This window comes from Vibrio hippocampi, assembly GCF_921292975.1.
In the GTDB taxonomy this organism is placed as follows: domain Bacteria; phylum Pseudomonadota; class Gammaproteobacteria; order Enterobacterales; family Vibrionaceae; genus Vibrio; species Vibrio hippocampi.
In genome coordinates this window covers 1,506,962-1,531,934 of sequence record NZ_CAKLCM010000003.1, presented here as the reverse complement: position 1 = coordinate 1,531,934, position 24,973 = coordinate 1,506,962, and the positions used below count along the sequence as shown (strand labels likewise).

Sequence of the window (24,973 nt, the reverse complement as noted above, 5' to 3'; positions counted from 1 at the left end):
TTACTTTTGTCATACAGACTTTTTTGTCCAATCAAACTGCTGAAAATATCATTCTTGAGACGTCCCTATTGTGCGACTGGATAGCGTTTTTGAGACTGGTTTAATTTAATTCTTCATCGAGTTCTCACTCCGGCTAATTGTCTGATATTTAGTTTAAATCTAAATTAGAAAACCGAACTTCCCTCCCTATACTATTTCAATAGCTTAAAGCCAATTAAATAGTCAATGGATCGAGTTTTCCAGATCAGGCGACCATAGTGACGCAGTTTGTGTAAAGGAGCACCGTATGGGTATTGCAGCTGTTTTAGGATTAGCCAACGTTTCGGGTACGTTAGTTCTTGATCAACAAGGACGCTTAGTGGTTCTTGCCGAAGGACTGGAACCCCGAGTAGGGGACGCAGTGCTTGAAGTGCTCAACAATGAACCCGACGCTAATCTTGTCGGCATCACCGTTATTCAACCGAATGGGCAAACTCAGTCTGCCACCATTGACGCGACATTGGCGCAGGAAGCAGCGGACATCATTGCTCAGATTGAGGCGGGCGATGACCCTACGCAAAATGCTGACCAAGCCACCGCCGCGGGTGAAGTCGCCGCTCAAGGCTCGTCGGCGACAACCACTGCCACGCTGTCACCTGTGCTCACTCAGGTCCTTGCTCAGACCTTTTTCGAAACCGTCGGTCTATCGAGCGAACTGCTCACCCCGACTCAAACTAATACCTTAATCGATATCATTACCAATGCGGCTCCTAACACTCAATTTGAATCTCGCAATTATCTCGAAGAGTCGCAAGATGGTGAGCTTAACTTGACCTATCCCACCGACGATGACGGAGATGCGTTGACCATTACCGTCACTGAACTGCCGGAGCTCGGTACCGTAACGCTGGCGGATGGTACGCCAGTGGTGGTTGGTCAGGTGCTAACGCAACAAGAATTTGAATCGTTGCAATACGATGCGCCACTGGAGTATACCGAAGGCGATAATGTTGGTCAGTTTGTTTATAGCGTTGACGATGGCAGCGGTGATGACAACGCGATTCAAACCGGTGGTGTCATACTCAGTATTACGCCTATTAATGATATTCCGGTTATTGATGAGGTCGGCTCAGGTGAAGTGACCGAAGCTGGCGTGGATGAAGAGGGCAATCCGGTCGCGACCGGTTTTATTGTTGCCAGTGATGATGATACTGATGCGGTACTTTCCTACTCGGTTGAAGACGGTAGCAGTGATTACGGTTCATTAACCGTGGATGAAGAAACCGGTGAATGGACATTCACATTGGACAACGACGCCGATGCGACGCAAGCGCTGAAAGAGGGAGAGCAAGCCGAAATCAACTTTACCGTGGTGGTGACGGATGACCAAGGAACCGCTGTTACCGAGACGCTAACCATTACCATCGAGGGCAGCAACGATCTGCCGACGATTCTCGATAGCAGTGATCTTGCAGATACCGTGGTGGAAGCTGGACATCTTGATGACGGTACTGAGGTTGCAGGAACGCCAACGGCGACAGGGACTCTGGCTGGTCAAGATGTTGATGCAGACTCGGTTCTGACATTTTCTACTACAGATGGCGACAGTGATTACGGCGAACTTGTCGTTGATTCGAATGGCGAATGGACCTTTACCTTAGACAACAATGCCACGCCAACTCAGGCATTGATGGAAGGAGAGTCTGTCGAGCTACCATTTACCGTAGCAGTAACCGACGAATTGGGTGCGACCAGCACTAGAACCTTGACCATCACGATAGAGGGCACCAATGACAAGCCAGTGTTTACGGATGCCAGTGAGCTGACCGGAGCCGTGACAGAAGCTGGAACGGAACAGCAAGGTACGTCGGTTGCGAACGGTACTTTGGTGGCGTCAGATGTCGATAATAACGCGACGCAAACCTACACCCTTGATGATGAAGGCAGCACAGATTATGGCACCATGGTGCTGCAACCGGATGGTCAGTGGACCTTTACTTTAGATAATGATTTACCTGCGACACAAGCCTTAGTCGAGGGGCAAGTGGAGCAGTTGACTTTCCCTGTCACGGTGACCGACGAGTTTGGTGCCACAGACAATGAAACCATCACCATTACCATTACTGGCAGCAATGATGCCGCGATTGTATCGGGTTTAGATTCAGGCAGTGTGGTCGAAGATAGCGGCGTAAACGATGAAGGCTTGCTGACCGAGCAAGGGCAGTTAACCATCACAGATGTGGACGCTGGAGAGGCGACATTTAACCCAGACTCCGTCACGCCGATCAATGATGATGAGGATTTTGCCCCAGTCGGTACACTCACCATTGATGAAAGCGGCGCGTGGGATTATCAGATTGATAACAGCGATCCCTCAGTGCAATCCTTACCAGAAGGTGTGACTCGCACCGAGACGTTCCAAGTTCTAACCGAAGATGGTACGCCTCATAATATTGTGATTACCATTACTGGCGTAAACGATATTCCTACCATCGTCAGCGGTGCTAATGATTCCGTTACCGAAGATGCCGACGTTGATTTAGATGATGCCGGCAATTTGGTTGCCACCAATACGCTAGTGATTGATGACGCCGACAGCGGTGAAGAAGCATTTAACGCTGGGACGGGCGCGCCTGTCGGTAACACCTTTGGTTCATTGAGTATCAATGCTGATGGCGAATGGACCTACACCGTCGATAACAGTCTAGCGCAAATCCAAGCGCTAGATGTCGACACCAGTCTGACCGAATCTTTTGTGGTGACGTCTGTGGATGGCACCGAACACACTATTTCTGTTGAAGTCTTCGGTACTGAAGACCCAAGTATTATCAGCAGTTATGAACCGGGTCTGGTGATTGAAGATACCGCGGGTATTCTCACCGATAGCGGTGATCTGGATATTGCCGATTTGGATGCAGGCGAAGCGCTGTTTAATGACAGTCTGGTTGAGCCGCAAGCGAATGGCGATGCACAAATGCCGTTAGGCACCTTGACCATCACCGAAAACGGTCAATGGTCTTATCAAGTCGACAACAGTCTCACCGGCGTTCAAGAATTGGGCGATGGCGATACCCGCGATGAAGTATTCCGTGTTTATTCGATTGATGGCAGCGTCTATCAAGATATCGTAGTGACCATTCAAGGTGTTGACGGTGTCCCAACCATTGTCAGCGGGGCAGCGGGTGAGGTCACAGAAGACGTCAATCCTGATGCTGACGATAAGCTAGTCGCCAGCGACACCTTGGTAATCAGCGATGAAGATGCGGGTGAAGCGGTCTTTAATGCCGGTAACGCCGCGCCAGTGGGCAGCACCTTGGGTTCTCTGACGATTACCGCCGCTGGTGTGTGGACGTATGAAGTCGACAACTCCTTAGCCGCGATCCAAGCGTTAGATGTGGGCGATACCTTAGAAGAATCCTTTGTTGTGACGTCCGCAGACGGCACCGAACATACCATTACCGTCGTGGTCAATGGCGCGGAAGATGAAACCTTTATCACCGACTACCAACCGGATGAAGTGACAGAAGATACCGATATTCAGGCAGGCGAATTGGTTGGTGGCGGCAGTTTAACCATCACGGATAAAGACGCCGATGAAGATGCGTTTGATATTAACAGCGTCGTGCCATTAACCAATGATGACGGTCAACTGCCACTGGGTAGCTTGACCATCACCGCCAACGGTGACTGGACCTATAAAGTGGTCAACAGCCTTGATGGCGTGCAAGAGTTGGGCGAGGGCGATACGCGAGTTGAGCGTTTTGAAGTGAGCTCGATTGATGGCACTGCAAGCCAGATTATTGAAGTCACTATCAACGGTACCGATGACGACCCCGTGATTGGCGGTGACGGTATTGGTGCGGTGATGGAAGACGCCGATGTGATGGCGGGTGATCTGCTGAAAGACAGCGGTCAATTGACCATTGATGATCCCGATGCAGGAGAGTCACTGTTCGATCCGAACTCAGTGACATCGCTGGATGACGAGGATGACTTTAGCCCAGTCGGTACACTCACCATTGATGAAACGGGCGCATGGGATTATCAGATTGATAACGAAGATCCGGCGGTTCAATCCTTACCAGAGGGCGAGACTCGCACCGAAACGTTCCAAGTATTAACCGAAGATGGCACGCCTCATAATATTGTGATCACCATTACCGGCACCAATGATTTACCTATCATTGAGGGTAATTCAATGGGTGCGGTTACAGAGGATGACCCTGAGCAGATCGATGATGAAGGGAACCTGTACTTTGAAAGTCAGGCGACCATTTCCGATGTCGATACGGATGAGGGCGCGTTTATTCCAGATAGTGTCACAGCTGACAGCGACAATTTTGATGATGGCACGCTGACGATTGACGAAGAAGGTAATTGGAAGTTCACCATACCCAATGACAGCGATAATGTGCAGGGATTGGCTGAGGGAGAAACAGTCACGCAATCCTTTACCGTGCTGACCGATGATGGCACCGAACACACCATTAATGTGGTGATTACCGGTACCAATGATGCGTCGGTATTGATCAGTGATCCAGACGAAGCGCTGGGATACGTCAAAGAGAGCGATACCCTTGTCGAGTTGACCGACAACGGAACACTGCAACTGTCAGATGTGGATGGCGTTGACGAACAAGTGTTCCAAACGACACCAAGTTCTATCACCTCAACCAGTACGCTCGACGGGGCAACGGAAGCGCTGGGCAATCTAACTATCAATGAGATAGGCGAATGGGACTACACCATTGCCAATGACTATGTGGAATATCTCGCTGAAGGTGAAACCGCACAAGAAGTGTTCACAGTTCAATCGGCGGATGGCACACCTCATACCGTCACTATTACGATTGAGGGGACCAATGACCTGCCGGTGATTGTCGGCGGCACGAGCGCAGAAGGCACAGAAGATCAAGGGTTAGACGGCAGCAATATTAAGCTGCAAGGCACCGTAGTGATCGACGATGCTGATGCCAATCAAAATACATTCCAAGCGGGCACGGGCACAGCCTCGGGTGACAATAGCTTGGGCGGTACCCTCACCATTGATGCCGCGGGCAACTGGAGCTATTTGGTTGATAATAGCCAAGATGCGGTACAGTCTCTTGATGTTGGCGACTCGGTGACAGAAACCTTTACCGTACTGAGCTTTGATGGCACACCTATCGATATTCAAGTCACCGTTAATGGTGCGGAAGATGAAACCTTCATCACAGATTATCAACCGGATGAAGTCACGGAAGATAGTGAGGTGGTCGCTGGCGAATTGGTTGGTGGCGGTAGCTTAACCATCAGTGACAACGATGCTGATGAGGATGTGTTTGATACCACTAGTGTGACGCCGCTTGCGAATGATGACGGTCAGTTGCCTCTGGGTAACTTGACCATCACCGCCGACGGTGACTGGACTTACAAAGTGGTCAACAGCCTTGACGGCGTGCAAGAGTTGGGCGAGGGCGATACGCGCGTAGAGCGCTTTGAAGTGAGCTCCATTGATGGTACTGCGACCCAAATCATTGAAGTCACCATTAACGGTACCGATGACGAACCTGTAATAGAAGGTAATGACGTTGGTGGCGTGATTGAAGACACCGATGTGATGGCGGGGGATCTGCTGAAAGACAACGGTCAATTGACCATTGATGATCCCGATGCAGGAGAGTCAGTGTTCGATCCGAACTCAGTAACGCCGCTGGATGACGAGGATGACTTCAGTCCAGTCGGTACACTCACCATTGATGAAACGGGCGCGTGGGATTATCAGATTGATAATAATGATCCGTCAGTGCAAGCCTTGCCAGAGGGCGAGACTCGCACCGAAACGTTCCAAATATTAACCGAAGATGGTACGCCTCATAATATTGTCATCACCATTACCGGTGTAAACGATATTCCCACCATCGTCAGCGGTGCCAGCGATTCCGTGACCGAAGATGCTGAGGTGGATCTGGATGATGATGGTAACTTGGTTGCCACCAATACTTTAGTGATCGATGACGCCGATAGCGGTGAAGAAGCGTTTAATGCTGGGACGGGCGTGCCTGTCGGCAGCACTTTAGGTTCATTGAGCATTGATGCCGATGGCGAATGGACTTACACCGTCGATAACAGCCTAGCGCAAATCCAAGCGCTGGACGTCGATACCAGTCTGACCGAATCGTTTGTGGTGACGTCTGTGGATGGCACTGAACATACTATTTCTGTCGAAGTCTTCGGTACGGAAGATCCAAGTATTATCAGCAGCTATGAACCGGGTCTTGTTGTCGAAGATACTGCCGGTATTCTGACCGACAGCGGTGATCTGGATATTGCCGATTTGGATGCAGGCGAAGCGCTGTTCGATGACAGTCTGGTTGAACCGCAAGCCAATGGCGATAATCAAATGCCTTTAGGTTCATTAACCATCACTGAAGATGGTCAGTGGAGCTATCAGGTCGATAACAGCCTCACCGGCGTTCAAGAATTGGGTGAAGGTGATACCCGAGAGGAAGTGTTCCGCGTTTACTCCATTGATGGCAGCGCCTATCAAGATATCGTAGTGACCATCCAAGGTGTGGATGGCGTTCCAACCATTGTTAGTGGCGAAGCGGGTGAGGTCACCGAAGATGTGTCACCTGATAACAATGGCAATCTCGTTGCCAGCGATACGCTGGTGATCAGCGACGAAGATGCGGGTGAAGCGGTCTTTAATGTCGGTACCGCCGCGCCAGTGGGCAGCACTTTAGGTTCACTGACGATCACCGCCGCCGGTGTGTGGACGTATGAAGTCGACAATTCCCTAGCCGCGGTCCAAGCGTTGGATGTGGGCGATACCCTAGAAGAATCCTTTGTTGTGACATCCGCTGACGGCACCGAACATACCATTACCGTTGTGGTCAATGGTGCGGAAGATGAAACCTTTATCACCGGCTATCAGCCAGATGAAGTCACAGAAGATACCGATGTTCAGGCAGGCGAACTGGTCGGTAGCGGCAGCTTAACCATTGCAGACAAAGACGCCGATGAAGATGTGTTTGATACCACTAGCGTGACGCCGCTTGCGAATGATGACGGTCAGTTACCACTGGGTAACTTGACCATCACCGCCGACGGTGATTGGACTTACAAAGTGGTTAACACCCTTGACGGCGTGCAAGAGTTGGGCGCGGGCGATACGCGCGTAGAGCGCTTTGAAGTGAGTTCCATTGATGGCACCGCAAGCCAAATTATTGAAGTCACCATTAACGGTACCGATGACGATCCCGTGATTGGCGGTGACGGCATTGGAGCGGTGATTGAAGATACCGATGTGATGGCAGGTGATCTGCTGAAAGACAGCGGTCAATTAACCATTGATGACCCTGATGCCGGTGAGTCGCTGTTCGACCCTGATTCAGTCACACCATTGAATGACGATGATGACTTTAGCCCAGTGGGCACACTGACTATCGATGAAACGGGCGCGTGGGATTATCAGATTGATAATAATGATCCGTCGGTGCAAGCCTTGCCGGAAGGCGAAACCCGCACCGAAACGTTCCAAGTGTTCACCGAAGATGGTACGCCTCATAATATTGTGATTACCATTACTGGTGTAAACGATATTCCCACCATCGTCAGCGGTGCCAGCGATTCCGTGACCGAAGATGCTGAGGTGGATCTGGATGATGACGGTAACTTGGTTGCCACCAATACTTTAGTGATCGATGACGCCGATAGCGGTGAAGAAGCGTTTAATGCTGGGACGGGCGTGCCTGTCGGCAGCACTTTAGGTTCATTGAGCATTGATGCCGATGGCGAATGGACTTACACCGTCGATAACAGCCTAGCGCAAATTCAAGCGCTGGACGTCGATACCAGTCTGACCGAATCGTTTGTGGTGACGTCTGTGGATGGCACTGAACATACTATTTCTGTCGAAGTCTTCGGTACGGAAGATCCAAGTATTATCAGCAGCTATGAACCGGGTCTTGTTGTCGAAGATACTGCCGGTATTCTGACCGACAGCGGTGATCTGGATATTGCCGATTTGGATGCAGGCGAAGCGCTGTTCGATGACAGTCTGGTTGAACCGCAAGCCAATGGCGATAATCAAATGCCTTTAGGTTCATTAACCATCACTGAAGATGGTCAGTGGAGCTATCAGGTCGATAACAGCCTCACCGGCGTTCAAGAATTGGGTGAAGGTGATACCCGAGAGGAAGTGTTCCGCGTTTACTCCATTGATGGCAGCGCCTATCAAGATATCGTAGTGACCATCCAAGGTGTGGATGGCGTTCCAACCATTGTTAGTGGCGAAGCGGGTGAGGTCACCGAAGATGTGTCACCTGATAACAATGGCAACCTAGTCGCCACCGATACGCTGGTGATCAGCGATGAAGATGCGGGTGAAGCGGTCTTCAATGCCGGTACCGCCGCGCCAGTGGGCAGCACTTTAGGTTCACTGACAATTACCGCCGCTGGTGTGTGGACGTATGAAGTTGATAACAGCTTAGCCGCGGTCCAAGCGTTGGATGTGGGCGATACCTTAGAAGAATCTTTTGTTGTCACCTCCGCAGATGGCACCGAACACACCATTACCGTCGTGGTCAATGGCGCAGAAGATGAAACCTTTATCACCGGCTATCAGCCAGATGAAGTCACAGAAGATACTGATGTTCAGGCAGGCGAACTGGTCGGTAGCGGCAGCTTAACTATTGCAGACAAAGACGCCGATGAAGATGTGTTTGATACCACTAGCGTGACGCCGCTTGCGAATGATGACGGTCAGTTGCCTCTGGGTAACTTGACCATCACCGCAGACGGTGACTGGACTTACAAAGTGGTCAACAGCCTTGACGGCGTGCAAGAGTTGGGCGAGGGCGATACGCGCGTAGAGCGCTTTGAAGTGAGCTCGATTGATGGTACTGCGACCCAAATCATTGAAGTGACCATTAACGGTACCGATGACGAACCTGTAATAGAAGGTAATGACGTTGGTGGCGTGATTGAAGACACCGATGTGATGGCGGGGGATCTGCTGAAAGACAACGGTCAATTGACCATTGATGATCCCGATGCAGGTGAGTCGCTGTTCGATCCTACCTCAGTGACACCGCTGAATGACGAGGATGACTTTAGCCCAGTCGGTACACTCACAATTGATGAAACGGGCGCGTGGGATTATCAGATTGATAATAATGATCCGTCGGTGCAAGCCTTGCCAGAGGGCGAGACCCGCACCGAAACGTTCCAAGTATTAACCGAAGATGGTACGCCTCACAATATTGTGATTACCATTACTGGTGTAAACGATATTCCCACCATCGTCAGCGGTGCCAGCGATTCCGTGACCGAAGATGCTGAGGTGGATCTGGATGATGCGGGCAATCTGGTTGCTACTAATACCTTAGTGATTGATGATGCCGATAGCGGTGAAGAAGCGTTTAATGCGGGCTCGGCGACACCAATAGGCAGTGTGCTTGGTTCGTTAACAATTGATGCCGATGGCGAATGGACTTACACCGTCGATAACAGCCTAGCGCAAATCCAAGCGCTGGACGTCGATACCAGTCTGACCGAATCGTTTGTGGTGACGTCTGTGGATGGCACTGAACATACTATTTCTGTCGAAGTCTTCGGTACGGAAGATCCAAGTATTATCAGCAGCTATGAACCGGGTCTTGTTGTCGAAGATACTGCCGGTATTCTGACCGACAGCGGTGATCTGGATATTGCCGATTTGGATGCAGGCGAAGCGCTGTTTAATGACAGTCTGGTTGAACCGCAAGCCAATGGCGATAATCAAATGCCTTTAGGTTCATTAACCATCACTGAAGATGGTCAGTGGAGCTATCAGGTCGATAACAGCCTCACCGGCGTTCAAGAATTGGGTGAAGGTGATACCCGAGAGGAAGTGTTCCGCGTTTACTCCATTGATGGCAGCGCCTATCAAGATATCGTAGTGACCATCCAAGGTGTGGATGGCGTTCCAACCATTGTTAGTGGCGAAGCGGGTGAAGTCACCGAAGATGTGTCACCTGATAACAATGGCAATCTAGTTGCCAGCGATACGCTGGTGATCAGCGACGAAGATGCGGGTGAAGCGGTCTTTAATGTCGGTACCGCCGCGCCAGTGGGCAGCACTTTAGGTTCACTGACGATCACCGCCGCCGGTGTGTGGACGTATGAAGTCGACAATTCCCTAGCCGCGGTCCAAGCGTTGGATGTGGGCGATACCCTAGAAGAATCCTTTGTTGTGACATCCGCTGACGGCACCGAACACACCATTACCGTTGTGGTCAATGGTGCGGAAGATGAAACCTTTATCACCGGCTATCAGCCAGATGAAGTCACAGAAGATACCGATGTTCAGGCAGGCGAACTGGTCGGTAGCGGCAGCTTAACCATTGCAGACAAAGACGCCGATGAAGATGTGTTTGATACCACTAGCGTGACGCCGCTTGCGAATGATGACGGTCAGTTACCACTGGGTAACTTGACCATCACCGCCGACGGTGATTGGACTTACAAAGTGGTTAACACCCTTGACGGCGTGCAAGAGTTGGGCGAGGGCGATACGCGCGTAGAGCGCTTTGAAGTTAGCTCCATTGATGGTACTGCGACCCAAATCATTGAAGTCACCATTAACGGTACCGATGACGATCCCGTGATTGGCGGTGACGGCATTGGAGCGGTGATTGAAGATACCGATGTGATGGCAGGTGATCTGCTGAAAGACAGCGGTCAATTAACCATTGATGACCCTGATGCCGGTGAGTCGCTGTTCGACCCTGATTCAGTCACACCATTGAATGACGAGGATGACTTTAGCCCAGTGGGCACACTGACTATCGATGAAACGGGCGCGTGGGATTATCAGATTGATAATAATGATCCGTCAGTGCAAGCCTTGCCAGAGGGCGAAACCCGCACCGAAACGTTCCAAATATTAACCGAAGATGGTACGCCTCATAATATTGTGATTACTATCACCGGTACCAATGATTTACCGGTTATTGATGGCAACTCCTATGGTCTGATGACCGAAGATGAATCTTCGCAAATCGACAGCGATGGTAATCTATTCTTCAATAGCCAAGCGACGATCTCCGATGTTGATACCGGTGAGGGTGCCTTTATTCCCGCCAGCGTGACACCGGCAGTGGGTAACTTTACTGACGGTATGCTCACCATCGACGCTGACGGCAACTGGAGCTATAAGATCCCTAACAGCAGCAGTAATGTTCAGGGCTTAGCTGAGGGGGAAACGGTGACGCAAACCTTCACCGTGACCACGGATAACAACACGACCCATACCATTTCGGTCGATATTGTCGGTGTTAACGATGCGTCAGTGCTCACTAACCCAACAGCCGCACAAGGCTATGTGCTTGAAAATGAAACTCCAGTTGAATTGCGTGATGACGGCACGCTTATCCTCAGCGATGCGGATGGCGCTGACGAGCAAGTATTCCAAACCGATCCCGATACCATCACGTCAACCAGTACCCTTCAAGGTGCCACTGAGGCGCTAGGTATCTTAACTATTAACCCTGCGGGCGAGTGGAACTACTCGATTCCAAATGGCTTTGTTGAATACTTGGCTGAAGGTGAAACGGCGCAAGAAGCGTTCACGGTATTGTCAGCAGACGGCACGCCACATGTGGTGACTATCACGATCGAAGGTACCAATGATGTACCAGAAATCATTAGTGGTGTCAGCGTAGAAGGCACAGAAGACCAAGACCTCGATGGCAGTAATATCAAGCTGCAAGGTACGGCGGTCATCGATGATGCGGATAGCAATCAAAATACTTTCCAAGCCGGTTCTGGAACGGCGTCAGGTGACAATACCTTAGGTGGCACTCTGACTATCGATGCCGCAGGTAACTGGACCTATTTGGTCGACAATAGTCAAGATGCCGTTCAGTCGCTTGATGTCGGCGATAGTGTAACCGAAACCTTTACCGTATTGAGCTTTGATGGTACGCCAATAGACATTGAAGTGACGGTCAATGGTGCCGAAGATGAAACCTTTATCACTGATTATGCACCGGATTCGGTGTATGAAGATGATGATAACGCTGACGGCGAGCTAGTTGGAGGCGGCACACTCACCATTACTGATAAAGATGCTGATGAAGATGCGTTTGATATCAATAGTGTTGTTGAGTTGGATAACGACCAAGGTCAACCGCCTCTTGGTGAACTCACTATTACAGCTGACGGCACTTGGACCTATAAAGTGGTCAACAGCGTTGAGGGTGTACAAGCGCTAGAAAATGGTGAAACGCGTGTTGAGCGTTTCCAAGTAAGTTCTATCGACGGCAGCAAAACACAAATCATTGAAGTGACCATTGTTGGTACTGATGATGAACCGGTTATTGGCGGTGATGATCTAGGTGCGGTGACCGAAGACTTTGAGGTCACCACTGAGAATCTAGTGGATCTGCTTAGCGATAATGGTCAGATTACCGTTGATGATGCCGACGCAGGACAATCACTATTCCAGACAGTAGTTACCAAGGTAGACGACGGCAATGGCTTCACTCCAGTAGGGACGTTGACCATCAATGCGCAAGGTGCGTGGGAATATGAGGTCGATAATAACGATCCATCGGTACAGTCACTGGGTGAAGGGGAAACCCGCACCGAGACGTTCCAAGTACTGACCGAAGACGGTTCCCCTCATAATATTGTGATCACCATTACCGGTGTGAACGATATTCCAACCATCGTCAGCGGCGCGAGCGATTCAGTGACCGAAGATGCCAACGTTGATTTGGACAATAATGGCAATCTGGTTGCTAGCAACACCTTAGTCATTGATGACGCCGATAGCGATGAAGAAGCGTTTAACGCGGGCACGGCGACGCCAGTAGGCAGCACGCTTGGTTCGTTAACGATTGATGCCGATGGCGAATGGACTTACACCGTCGATAACAGCCTTGCGCAAATTCAAGCGCTGGATGTCGATACCAGTCTGACCGAATCGTTTGTGGTCACCTCTGTGGATGGCACTGAACACACCATTTCGGTGCAAGTCTTCGGTACGGAAGATCCAAGCGTTATCAGCAACTATGAACCGGGTCTGGTGACTGAAGATACCGCCGGTATTCTGACCGACAGCGGCGATCTGGATATCGCTGACCTCGATGCAGGCGAAGCGCTGTTTGACGACAGTCGTGTTGAGCCGCAAGCCAATGGCGATAATCAAATGCCACTGGGCACCTTAACCATTACCGATGAAGGTGGCTGGAGCTATCAAGTCGACAACAGCCTCGCTGGCGTTCAAGAGTTGGGTGATGGCGATACCCGAGAGGAAGTGTTCCGCGTGTACTCGATTGATGGCACCGTCTATCAAGATATCGTGGTCACCATTCAAGGTGTTGACGGAGCCCCAACCATTGTCAGTGGTGAATCTGGTGCGGTGACAGAAGATGTCAATCCTGATGGCAATGACAACCTCGTTGCCAGCGATACGTTGGTGATCAGCGATGAAGATGCCGGTGAAACCACCTTTACGGCAGGCAACGCGACACCAGTTGGCAGCACGTTGGGTTCATTGAGCATTACCGCCGCGGGTGTATGGACGTATGAAGTCGACAATACCTTAGCCGCGATCCAAGCATTGGATGTCGGCGATACCCTAGATGAATCCTTTGTCGTCACTTCTGCTGACGGCACCCAACACACCATTACCGTGACGGTGAATGGTGCCGAAGATGAAACCTTTATCACTAATTATGCGCCGGATGCAGTCACGGAAGATAGTGATGTGCAGGCAGGCGAATTAGTCGGTGGCGGCAGCTTAACCATCGCGGACAAAGACGCCGATGAAGATGCCTTTGATATTACCAGCGTGGTGCCATTAACCAATGATGACGGTCAGTTGCCACTGGGTAATTTGACCATTACCGCCGACGGTGACTGGACTTACAAAGTGGTCAACAGCCTTGACGGCGTACAAGAGTTGGGTGCGGGCGATACACGCATTGAGCGCTTTGAAGTTAGCTCGATTGATGGCACCGCAAGCCAGATTATTGAAGTTACGATTAACGGTACCGATGATGACCCTGTGATTGGCGGTGACGGCATTGGTGCAGTAATTGAAGACACCGATGTGATGACAGGTGATCGACTGAAAGACAGCGGTCAATTGACCATTGATGATCCCGATACGGGTGAGTCACTGTTCGACCCTGATTCAGTCACACCACTGGATGACGATGATAACTTTAGCCCAGCCGGGACACTGACTATTGATGAAACGGGGGCGTGGAGTTATCAAATTGATAACGAAGACCTCTCAGTTCAATCCTTGCCAGAAGGCGAGACTCGCACCGAGACGTTCCAAGTGCTGACCGAAGACGGCTCGCCACATAATATTGTTATTACCATTACCGGGACCAATGACCTGCCGATTATTGGCGGTGTTTCCTATGCCGCTCTTGAAGAAGATAAGAGCGCGCAATTTGATGATGACGACAACCTCTCTTTCTCTGCTCAAGCGACTATCTCGGATGTTGATGTTGGTGAAGGGGCGTTTATCCCCGCCAGTGTCACACCTGCGGTTGGTAACTTTGTTGATGGCAGTTTAGTCATTGATGCTGCGGGCAACTGGACCTACACCATTCCCAACGAAAGCAGCAATGTTCAGCAGTTGAATGCTGGTGAAACGGTGCGTCAAAGCTTTACGGTGCTGACGGATAACAACACCACACATACTATTATCGTCGATATTACTGGTGTTAATGACAGTTCCGTGTTGATCAGTGATCCGACTGAAGCGGAAGGCTACGTGCTAGAAGACGACAGTCAGGTGGAACTCACGGACAGCGGCACCCTGATTCTTGATGATCCGGATGGCGTGGAAGAAGAGGTGTTCCAAACCGATCCCGATACCTTCACTTCAACCAGTACCCTAGTCGGTTCAAGCGGAGAAGCACTAGGCTCACTAGACATTAATGAGCAGGGTGAATGGGATTATTCGATTCCAAATGGCTATGTCGATTATCTTGGTGACGGTGAGTTCGCCACCGAAACCTTTACCGTGCTATCACAAGATGGCACACAACATACCGTGACCATCACCATTGAGGGCACCAATGATCTGCCGGTCGTGACCGGTGGTAATAGTGGTGAGGGAACCGAGGATGCTGGCCTTGACGGTGACGATATTAAAGTTGAGGGCACATTAGCCATCAGCGATCCGGACCAAGGCGAGAATACCTTTAAAGCGGGTGATGCCGTGGCAGACGCGGGCAATACCTTAGGCGGCACCTTGGAAATTGACGCCAATGGCGATTGGACCTACTTGGTTGATAATACACAACCGGCGATTCAATCGCTTGATGATGGCGACTTTATCACGGAAACCTTTACGGTATTGAGCGCTGATGATACGCCGATTGAGATCACCGTTAAGGTTAATGGTGTCAATGACCCAACCGTGATTAGTGCCCCAGTTCAAGGCAGCGTGACTGAGGATGACACCAGTCCAAACCTTGAGTATATCGGCAACCTAACCGTGACCGATGTCGATACCGGTGAAAATAAATTCGATATTGGTCGAGTGGATACGCTGAACAATAGCTTGGGCGTCGCTTCATTCGGTAGCGTCACCATCACCGATACAGGAACGTGGACTTACACTATCGACAACAGCTTGTCCCAAGTGCAGGAGTTGGGTGACGGAGACAGCTTTATTGAGTACTTCCGAGTCTACTCTATTGACGGTAGCGCCTCAGAAATTGTGGAAGTGAAAGTCAATGGTATCAATGATAGCGCGACCATTGAGGGCAACTCACTCGGCCAAGTGGCTGAGGATATCACTCTTGATAGTAACGGTGTCAATCTTAAAGCAACCGGCTTCCTTGCTGTTGAGGACGTTGATAGCGGAGAAGATATCTTCTCTACCTCGGTGAGCAAAACAGCCGATGCCACCGATGGCATGCCTTTGGGTAACCTAACCATAACCTCCGATGGCATTTGGACCTACACCGTCGATAATAGCAACACGACGATCCAAGCATTAGCCGTCGGTGAGACCCGTACCGAACGATTCTTAGTCACTTCGATAGATGGCACTGCCACCGAAGAAGTGGTGATTACCGTTCATGGTACTAATGATATTCCTACCATTTCTGTGATTAATGCCGGTTCTCCGGTGTATGAAAACTCGAGCGATACACCAGCCACCAGTGGTGACCTCGACCCAATCGATGTCGATACTTCCGATGTGCATACTTGGTCGGTGATCGGCAGCAACACTGGGCTCTATGGCTCGTTTGACCTCGACTCAGGTAATGGTACTTGGGATTACTACTTAGTGAATGATTCGGTTGAGTTTTTGCAACAAGGTCAAAAGGTCTACGAATACTTCCCTGTGGTGGTGGATGATGGCAATGGCGGTTTAGCCTATGACACTGTGCGTATCGAGATTATTGGTACTAATGACGAGCCAGAAATCTCGGGTGATAGCACCGGCTTGGTTATCGAAGATGGCGGTGCTCTAAAAGTGACCACTGGCAACCTCGAAGTTGCGGACGATGACTTGCTCGATCATGGCAATCATATTTGGAGTGTCGATGGCGGCGGTGAAGGCAGTTACGGCACACTGACTATCAACAGTGATGGTCAGTGGACCTATACCTTGGATGATAGTAAATCTAACTTTATGGAAGAAGGGGTTATCTATAGTGACGGACCATTTACCGTGACCGTTGATGACAACTTTGGTGGTACCGATACCTTTGAAGTCAATATTAATATCGAAGGTAATAATGATGCGCCGAATATAAGTGATGTCAGTCAGATCCGACTAACCGAAGATCGCAATTCTTTCCGAGAAGGTCTATTAAGCGACCAAGATCCGGATGAGAATGAAGAGCACACTTGGGTTATTCTCGATGCCAATGGTGATGAATTGGCGGTAGAAAACGGTGTTGGCGTTGGTATATACGGCAACATGTCAATTGTTGTTGATGATAGCGACGGTACTGTCAGTTGGCGTTATGACTTGCAAGTGACCGACGAACAAACGGACGCAACGCAAGCTCTAGAAAGGGGGCAGCGAAAGTTTGAGACTTTCGTTATCCAAGTCACCGATAAGTATGGCGCGGTGGATACTCAAGAGCTAGAGGTTCGTGTCACCGGCACCAATGATACACCAATCATAGAAGGTGATATTAGCGGCGATGTGACCGAAGAGACGGCGCTTGAGACGTCAGGTACCTTGCAGCCCGGAGATGTGGATCTGATAGATACCCACAGTTGGTCGCTGGATACCAATACTGGCGATTACGGCACGATGGCATTGGTCACTGACCCAGATACTGGTGAGGCGACGTGGACTTACACCCTAAATAACGATAACCCAGCGGTTCAAGCCCTACACCCTGATGATGACCCATTGACGGAGACATTCGTTGTTAAAGTTGTGGATGACTCCCGTGTTGGTCAGGAAAACGCGGATCAGGTCGATACCCAAGTCATTACCATCAATATTCACGGTGACAACGACACGCCAACCCTGTCCGGTGAGACATTTGGTAGCGTGATCGAGCCGCAACATAAGAACGCGACTCCAGAAGTGTCAGTTTCTGGTGAATTGGTTGTCTCGGATATTGATGATAGAGATATCGAAAGAGACGCATTAGGCGAGCCGGATGGTCACTGGTTTGAATTGACAGTGGATAATGGCGATCCTAACACCGATAACACCAATGAGCTGAGCACTAACTACGGAACACTTTCGGTCGATTCCGAAACCAAAATATGGACATTTGTACTCGACAACGAAAGTGACGACACCAAAGCGATACCCGCGGGTAGCACAGTCTATGAGACATTCACCGTGGTCGTCACTGATGAACTGGGTGCGAGTAGCACCATAGACGTTCAAGTTGCTATTGCGGGAAGCAATACCCATCCTCAGATTCAGAGTGCGGGAACCTATGAAGTGATTGAAGATGGGGCAGCACTACAAGGTCAGCTAGTCAAAGGTAATCCAACCGATGAGGAAATAGCGCAAGGCGATATTGGCTCGGGCGATCTAGACATTGATGATGAGGCATTGTGGCAGGTTTCAAGCAACGGCAAGTACGGTATTTTTGAAATCAATGACGCTGGCGATAGCTGGACCTATACCCTGTTTACACCAGATGATGTTAGCGATGATCCGACTCGCAGTGCGGCTTATAACGCGGTCAACGCGCTTTCAGAGGGCGAAGTCTTGCCCGAGCAAGATTCGGTGACATTGCGCGTGACCGATGAGTTTGGTGTGACGACAACCCAGACCATCAATATCGACATTATCGGTGCCAACGATATGCCAATCATAGGTGGCTACAATACCACCTTTGCGGAAGATAACCTCGACCAAGGTATTTTCTCTTCTACCGGCCAGTTGACTGATGGTGATGTAGACGCAAATGACATCCATGTTTGGAGCTTGGTGGATACAGACGCCAGTATGGGCGACTACGGCACCTTTGTTCTTCAGGCTGATGGTACATGGACCTACAATGTCGATCCCACTAAATTTGACGAGATTCAAAATCTGAATCCAACCGACTCCGATGGCGCTCAAGCGCAACAGCTGACCGATACTTTTGAGGTTCAGGTGACGGATATGGGCGGTGCTGGCATTACTAAAACTCAAACATTTACCGTCACCATTAGTGCCGATAATGATCGCCCAGAGGTGGTTGGTGTCACTCAAGGCAGCTACGTTGAGGACAGCAATACTCCGGTGTTTGGTGTCGCGACCTTATTTGATCGCGATAACAATGATCAGGCGGAGTTCTTGGTGGATGATGTAACGGGAGAAACCACTTATACCGGACTATATGGTGAACTCAGTATTGAAGCTGACGGTCAATGGACCTATACGCCGAACGCTGACAATCTACAAAGTTTGGCAGAAGGGCAGCAAGCGCAAGATACCTTTATCGTGCTGGCGCAAGATACTAATGGTGCCACCATCACCCAAGAGATCGTCGTCGATATCACTGGTAACAACGATGTGCCGACGATAGATGGCACAAACACAGGCACCGTGTTTGAAGATGGCGATCAGTTTGACCCAGATGGCAATTTGGATCTAACGGTGGCAGAAGGTCAACTGTTTGCCTCGGATATCGACCAAGATAGTCCAACCCGCAGTTGGAGTATTGTCGGAGGGACAAACGGAGACAGTGACGCAACGGGCGTCGGTGAATACGGTACCCTAACTCTGGATAATAACGGCAAGTGGGTTTATGTCCTAGACAACGACAATAGTGATGTACAGGCGCTAGACACAGACTCTGTACCACTTGAAGAGACGTTCTATGTTGTGGTGAGCGACAATATCACGGATATAGAAACCAACACGCCGGGATTCTCCGATCCACAACCCATCACCATTCAGATCTTTGGTCAAAACGAACCGGGCAGCGGTGGAGGTAATGGAGGCGGAAATACCACCCTCGTGGTGATCGATGTTAAAGAAGACACCAACCAAACAGAGACGCAAACCGTTCCTTCTGATATTACCTCTATTACGCCAGTGCAGGGCGGTTTCTTTGGAGATATTACGTTTGAACCTGTTGATCCGCTGGATCCGGATGGACAGCAGTATTGGACCTATACCCTAGACAATGACAACCCAATCGTTCAGGCGCTTGAAGAGGGTGAAACCATACAAGAGGTATGGCGCATTGGTACAGAAAATGACGGCTTCTATGAAGTGACGGTCACTATTGAAGGTACCGCCGATGCACCAGAAATCTTTGTTGGTGATCAAGAGCTGATGGAAGGGGATGTGATTGGTGAGGTCATTGAGGATAGCGCACCTTATACATCAGGACGCTTAAGTGTTGAAGATGCTGACGCCAACGAGCAGTTCGTATGGACCTTGGTTGACGATGGTGATGATGCACCCGCGTCGATTAACTCTCCGCTTGGAACGATGACAATTGATCCGAATACCGGGGAGTGGACCTATGAGTTAAGCGATGATGTGCAGTTAGCACCCGGTCAAGTGGTCTATGACTATTTTGTCGTCACGGCAACCGATACCGATCCGCTTGGTACACCTGCCGAAACAGCGGATACCAAACAGGACAGCCATCAAATCCAGATCAAGATCGTTGGTACCTCGGATAATATTGATAATCCAAACACCAATGACACTCCTCTGATTGTCGCGAAAGTATTCGACAATGAACTTGAAGATGAAAATGACTCTGGTTCAGGCACAACCGCGCCAGTAATCGGCACACTGTCGCTGGATGATCTACAAGATGAGAATGGTGACGATATCGAATCCAATCTGGGTAGTAACATTAATTGGACCTTACTAAGCGGCAGCAGCCCATACGGTACAATGGTGGTGAATGATAATGGTGACTATACCTTTACCCTCGACAACAGCAGTGCCGCCGTGCAGCGTTTAGCGGAAGGCGAGCATGTTCAAGAGGTGTTTGAGGTCTATGCCATTGATGAGTTTGGTAAAACCGTCGTTGATGATGATGGTCTGCCGCAGACACTGGAGATTATCGTTGATATTGAAGGCTTCAACGATGTGCCAACGGTCTCTACCTTTGTCGATAGCATCGTCGCCGACACTGACGATACCGATCCTCAAACGATTTCTGGTTCTTTAGAATCTAAAGCGAACGATATCGACAACGATAGTGTCCTTGAGTGGGACAACCTAACAGTGGTCGATGTCCCTGAATCGGATTACGGCACCTTAACCGTGAACCCAGATGGCAGCTATGAATTCGTGTTGGATAGAGTGCATGGGGTCAATAATGACGAGTTGCATCCAGACATTATTGCTCTTAACGAAAACGAGCCTTTAACCCTCAAATGGACCATAGACGTTACCGATAATAAATCGGCACCGGTGGAACAAGAGATTGAAATTACCATCTTTGGTAGCAACGAATTACCAGTGATCACCACATCACTAAGCGAAACCGTGTCCGAGTCTGACGCCGATGACAACACCACACCATATGATGAATCGACGCCAGATATCATGCAGTCAATTTCTCTATCTGATCTGGATAGTGCAGGCGACATGGGTGATAACGTCACCCTAGATCCTAAGAACTTGTTGGGAACTTATGGTGTATTCCAAGTCGACCCTGTAACTGAAACTTGGTCGTACACCTTGTATAACGACCCGCATACTCAAGCGCTGGCTGAAGGTGTGTCGGTGATGGAAACCTTTGTGATTCGTGCCACCGATGAGTTTGGTGGTGAAGCGATGGCATCAGTGGATGTCACAATTACGGGTAGCAATGATGCGCCAAGCATTGAAGGAACGGTCACTGGTACGGTTGTGGATACGCCAGATGCTACCGCAAGCGGTCAGTTGGTGGTAGCCGACGTTGACAACGGCGATACTCATACCTTCTCTTGGCCGGCACCCGCGGATCTTCCTGATGGCGTTAAGAGCTTCAACGTCGATGCCAATGGCGTTTGGACCTTCACATTAGATACCGATGCGGAAGTGGTGAAGAACTTGCCGAAAGGTGAAACCACCACATTGACGGTCAATGTGACCGCAACAGATCTGGGTGGCACTGGCATTGAGAGTGAAGAAAAAGCGATAGTCGTGACCGTGGTCGGCACCAATGATGCACCAGAAATCCAAGATATTGGTGTGCAGGATGTGATTGAAGATACCTTGGTGACACTATCCGGCACCTTTGATAGTGGCGACCCAGACAACGAAATCAATCCAGTAAGCCAGAGTCGCGTAGACGGTGAAGACGCCGATCAACAGACATGGCAAGTGGTTTCTGGTGACAGTCGAGGCTCGTTGCAAGTCAACGCTTCAACGGGCGCTTGGACCTTTGAGTTAGTGGACACATTCGATTACCTTGCTGAAGGTGAAACCCTTGATACGCCGTTGCAATACGTGGTTCAGGTTACGGATGAGTTTGGTTTGTCCGACCAACGTACCATTGAGTTCCAAGTGACGGGCACTAACGATCAGCCAACCATAGATGCGATCAACACCACGGCAACCGGCACTGTCTATGAAGATCCAAGTAATAGCGAAACCGATATCGCCGAAGGCACGGTCACAGTCGATGACCTTGATACCACCGACACCCACAGCTTTAGCCTTGATGGTGATAGTATCGTGACCAGTGTTCAAGGGGATTACGGTACCTTGATTCTGGTCTCCAATACCGATGACAGTGTGAGTTGGCGTTACACCCTAGACCAAACCGATGCGGATATTCTGGGCGATGGTCCGGTGCAAGAGACCTTTACTCTGCATATCGACAGTTTAGTGAGTGGGGTTAGCCAAAACGATACCTTGACGCAAGATATTGTCGTCACTATCGAGGGCGATAACGATGCGCCAGTGATCAACACTTCCGCTCCGAATCTAGCAGGCAGCGTTACCGAAGATGTCGCGATTCCGGCGACAGGGACGATTTCTGCGACAGACAGTGAGATGGATGACCTGACCTTTAGCTTCACCCCAACCGTGGCTAATCCGCAATCCCAATACGGTGCCTTTGCGATTACCGATAGTGGCGATTGGACTTACAACATCGATCCAACCGCGAGCCAAACCTTGGCGGAAGGGCAGCAAGTGGTGGAGTATTTCGAGATTGAAGTCACGGATGGTAAGTCGGTTGATACTGAAACCGTAGCGGTGACAATTAATGGTAAAAACGATGCGCCAGTAGTTGAATTAGCGACTGCCACCGCAACGGTTTATGAAGATCTGCAAGGAGGTTCAGATACCGCATCAGGCAGCGTCACCATCTCTGACGCGGACGTGACCGATAGCCACAGATTCAGCTTAACCAGTACAGGTAGCACGACCAGCATTGCAGGAACATACGGCACCTTGACGCTGGTGGCTGGAGCAACGCCGGATACGGTTCGCTGGGAGTATACGCTGGATCAAGATCTTGCGGATTCTCTGGGTGATATCCAAGTGATGGATAACTTCGACTTGTATATTGAAAGTGAAGCAAACAGCGTATTGCAAGGTGATATCATTTCTCAAGCTATCGTTGTCACCATCGACGGCAATAACGATACGCCAGTGGTCACTACAGCGCTAGGAGAAAACGAAGGGGCGCTGGTTGAAGACACCGGTCCACTATCGGCAACCGGCAGCTTGAGTGCGCAAGACAGTGAGTCAGAGGCGGTGACCTTTAGCTTTACGCCAACGGTCGACAACCCACAATCCCAGTACGGTGTGTTTAGCGTAACTTCGGGTGGCGCCTGGACCTATACCTTAGACTCTGCGCTGAGTCAGGCGCTCAACAGTGGCAGCATCACCGAAACGTTTGAAGTCGCAGTGACTGATGGCACCAATACCACATCGGAAATGGTTACCGTTACATTGCAAGGTAATAATGATGCGCCAATCATTACCACCGCCGTATCGCAACTTCAGGGCAGCGTAACTGAGGATCTCAATACCGCTCAAAGTGCGACCGGAACGTTAACGGCTACTGATCCTGAGTCACAAACCGTGACCTATAGCTTTAACGATACCCAATCCCAATATGGTGAGTTTAGTGTGACCAGTGGTGGTGTATGGACTTACACCTTAGACAGCAACAGTCAAATGCTGAATGTGGACGGGGACTCGGAATCCTTTGTGGTCGATGTCACCGACGGTGTCAATCAGACTACTGAGACCATCACCATTACCTTCAATGGCTCCAATGATCTGCCGGTGATTTCGGGTGTGTTCCTTGGCGATGTGCAAGAGGGCGTCAAAGAGACGGTCGCGGGTACATTGACGGCAACTGATGTCGACGGTCCAAGCGCCAATATCAGTCGTGTATTGAATGGCGGTGTGCTGGGCGGTGACGGTAAGTACACCAAGTCGAGCTCTTATGGCACATTGACCTTTGACCCGATGGCCGGCACTTGGATTTATCTGCTGATCGCCAGCGATAGCCTACCAAGTTTGGGTACGACGGTGTTCGACACCTTTACCGTGGACGTAGCCGATGGCAGTGGAACCGTGGTTCCACAAGAGATTCGTATCGAGATTGCCGGTAACAATGTGGTGCGTGATACCGATGACATGAGTGACCTGATCCCAGCGACCACGGAGGATGAGTGGTTATTTGGTAACGACATCCCTGAAACCGGCGGCATAACAAACGATACGACGGAACAAGATGTGTTCCAGTGGCAAGCGGGTGCACTCGGTAGCTCAGGGGACGATGTCGTCAAAGATTTTGATGTTCGCAACCCAAGTGATGCAGCGGCGCAACACGATGTTATTGACTTGAGTGCGGTGAGCTTTGATTCCGACGCCTTACTGACGGAACAGATTCTGCTCAGCGAAGTCGATGGCAGTACGGTGATTGATATCGTGACTGATAGTGTGTCTCAGACCATTACCTTAGAGAATGTTCTGCTGACCGACTTGCTCGATGTTAGTGCCACCGACTTGGCTAATATGAGTCCGGCCAATATGCTGGTGAATCTGCATCAAAGCGGGCAGTTGATGTTGCCAGATGTCATTCGCATTGGTACTTCCGGCGATGATGACGGTGATGCAACCGCAGCGTTTGCAGGAACAGCGGGCAGTGACATTATCTATGGCGCGGGTGGTAACGATATCTTGGTGGGTAACGAGGGCAATGACCTGTTCTTATTCACAGAAGCTGCGGCAGGGACAGAAATGTCACCAGCGCTACAGACGGTGAACGACTTCTCCGTCGGCGGAGACTTGCTGGATATCTCCGACCTACTGCCCGAGCACGATGACCTGAGTGAGCTCTTAAGTCACATCGAAATTGAGGTGAATGATGACGAGTCTGGAATGGGCAACTCTTCTACCGTAATTACCGTGTCGAATGGCGATGACCATACGGAAATCACCCTTGAAGGTGTGGGCTCCAGCGAGCTAGGCATTATAGGCGGCGCGGACGGTCTCGATCAGAGCCAGTTGCTAAACCAACTGAGTGAAGTGATGAACGTGATTAAGGTCGATCCGTAGGGAGTTAGGGAGCTAGGGAGTGTTGAGGGTTGTATTATG

1 protein-coding gene is annotated in these 24,973 nt (G+C 50.2%); it reads left to right on the top strand.

Annotation, left to right across the window (positions count from 1 at the left end):
* The first annotated feature begins 286 nt into the window (after positions 1-286).
* A complete protein-coding gene (locus tag L9Q39_RS19750) occupies positions 287-24,934 on the top strand; it encodes a VCBS domain-containing protein (protein WP_237486925.1) in 24,648 nt (8,215 codons plus the stop codon).
* Positions 24,935-24,973 lie beyond the last annotated feature (39 nt).

Coding starts and splice junctions, on each gene's coding strand:
- L9Q39_RS19750 (WP_237486925.1), top strand. CDS start 287: ATGGGTATTGCAGCTGTTTTAGGATTAGCCAACGTTTCGGGTACGTTA.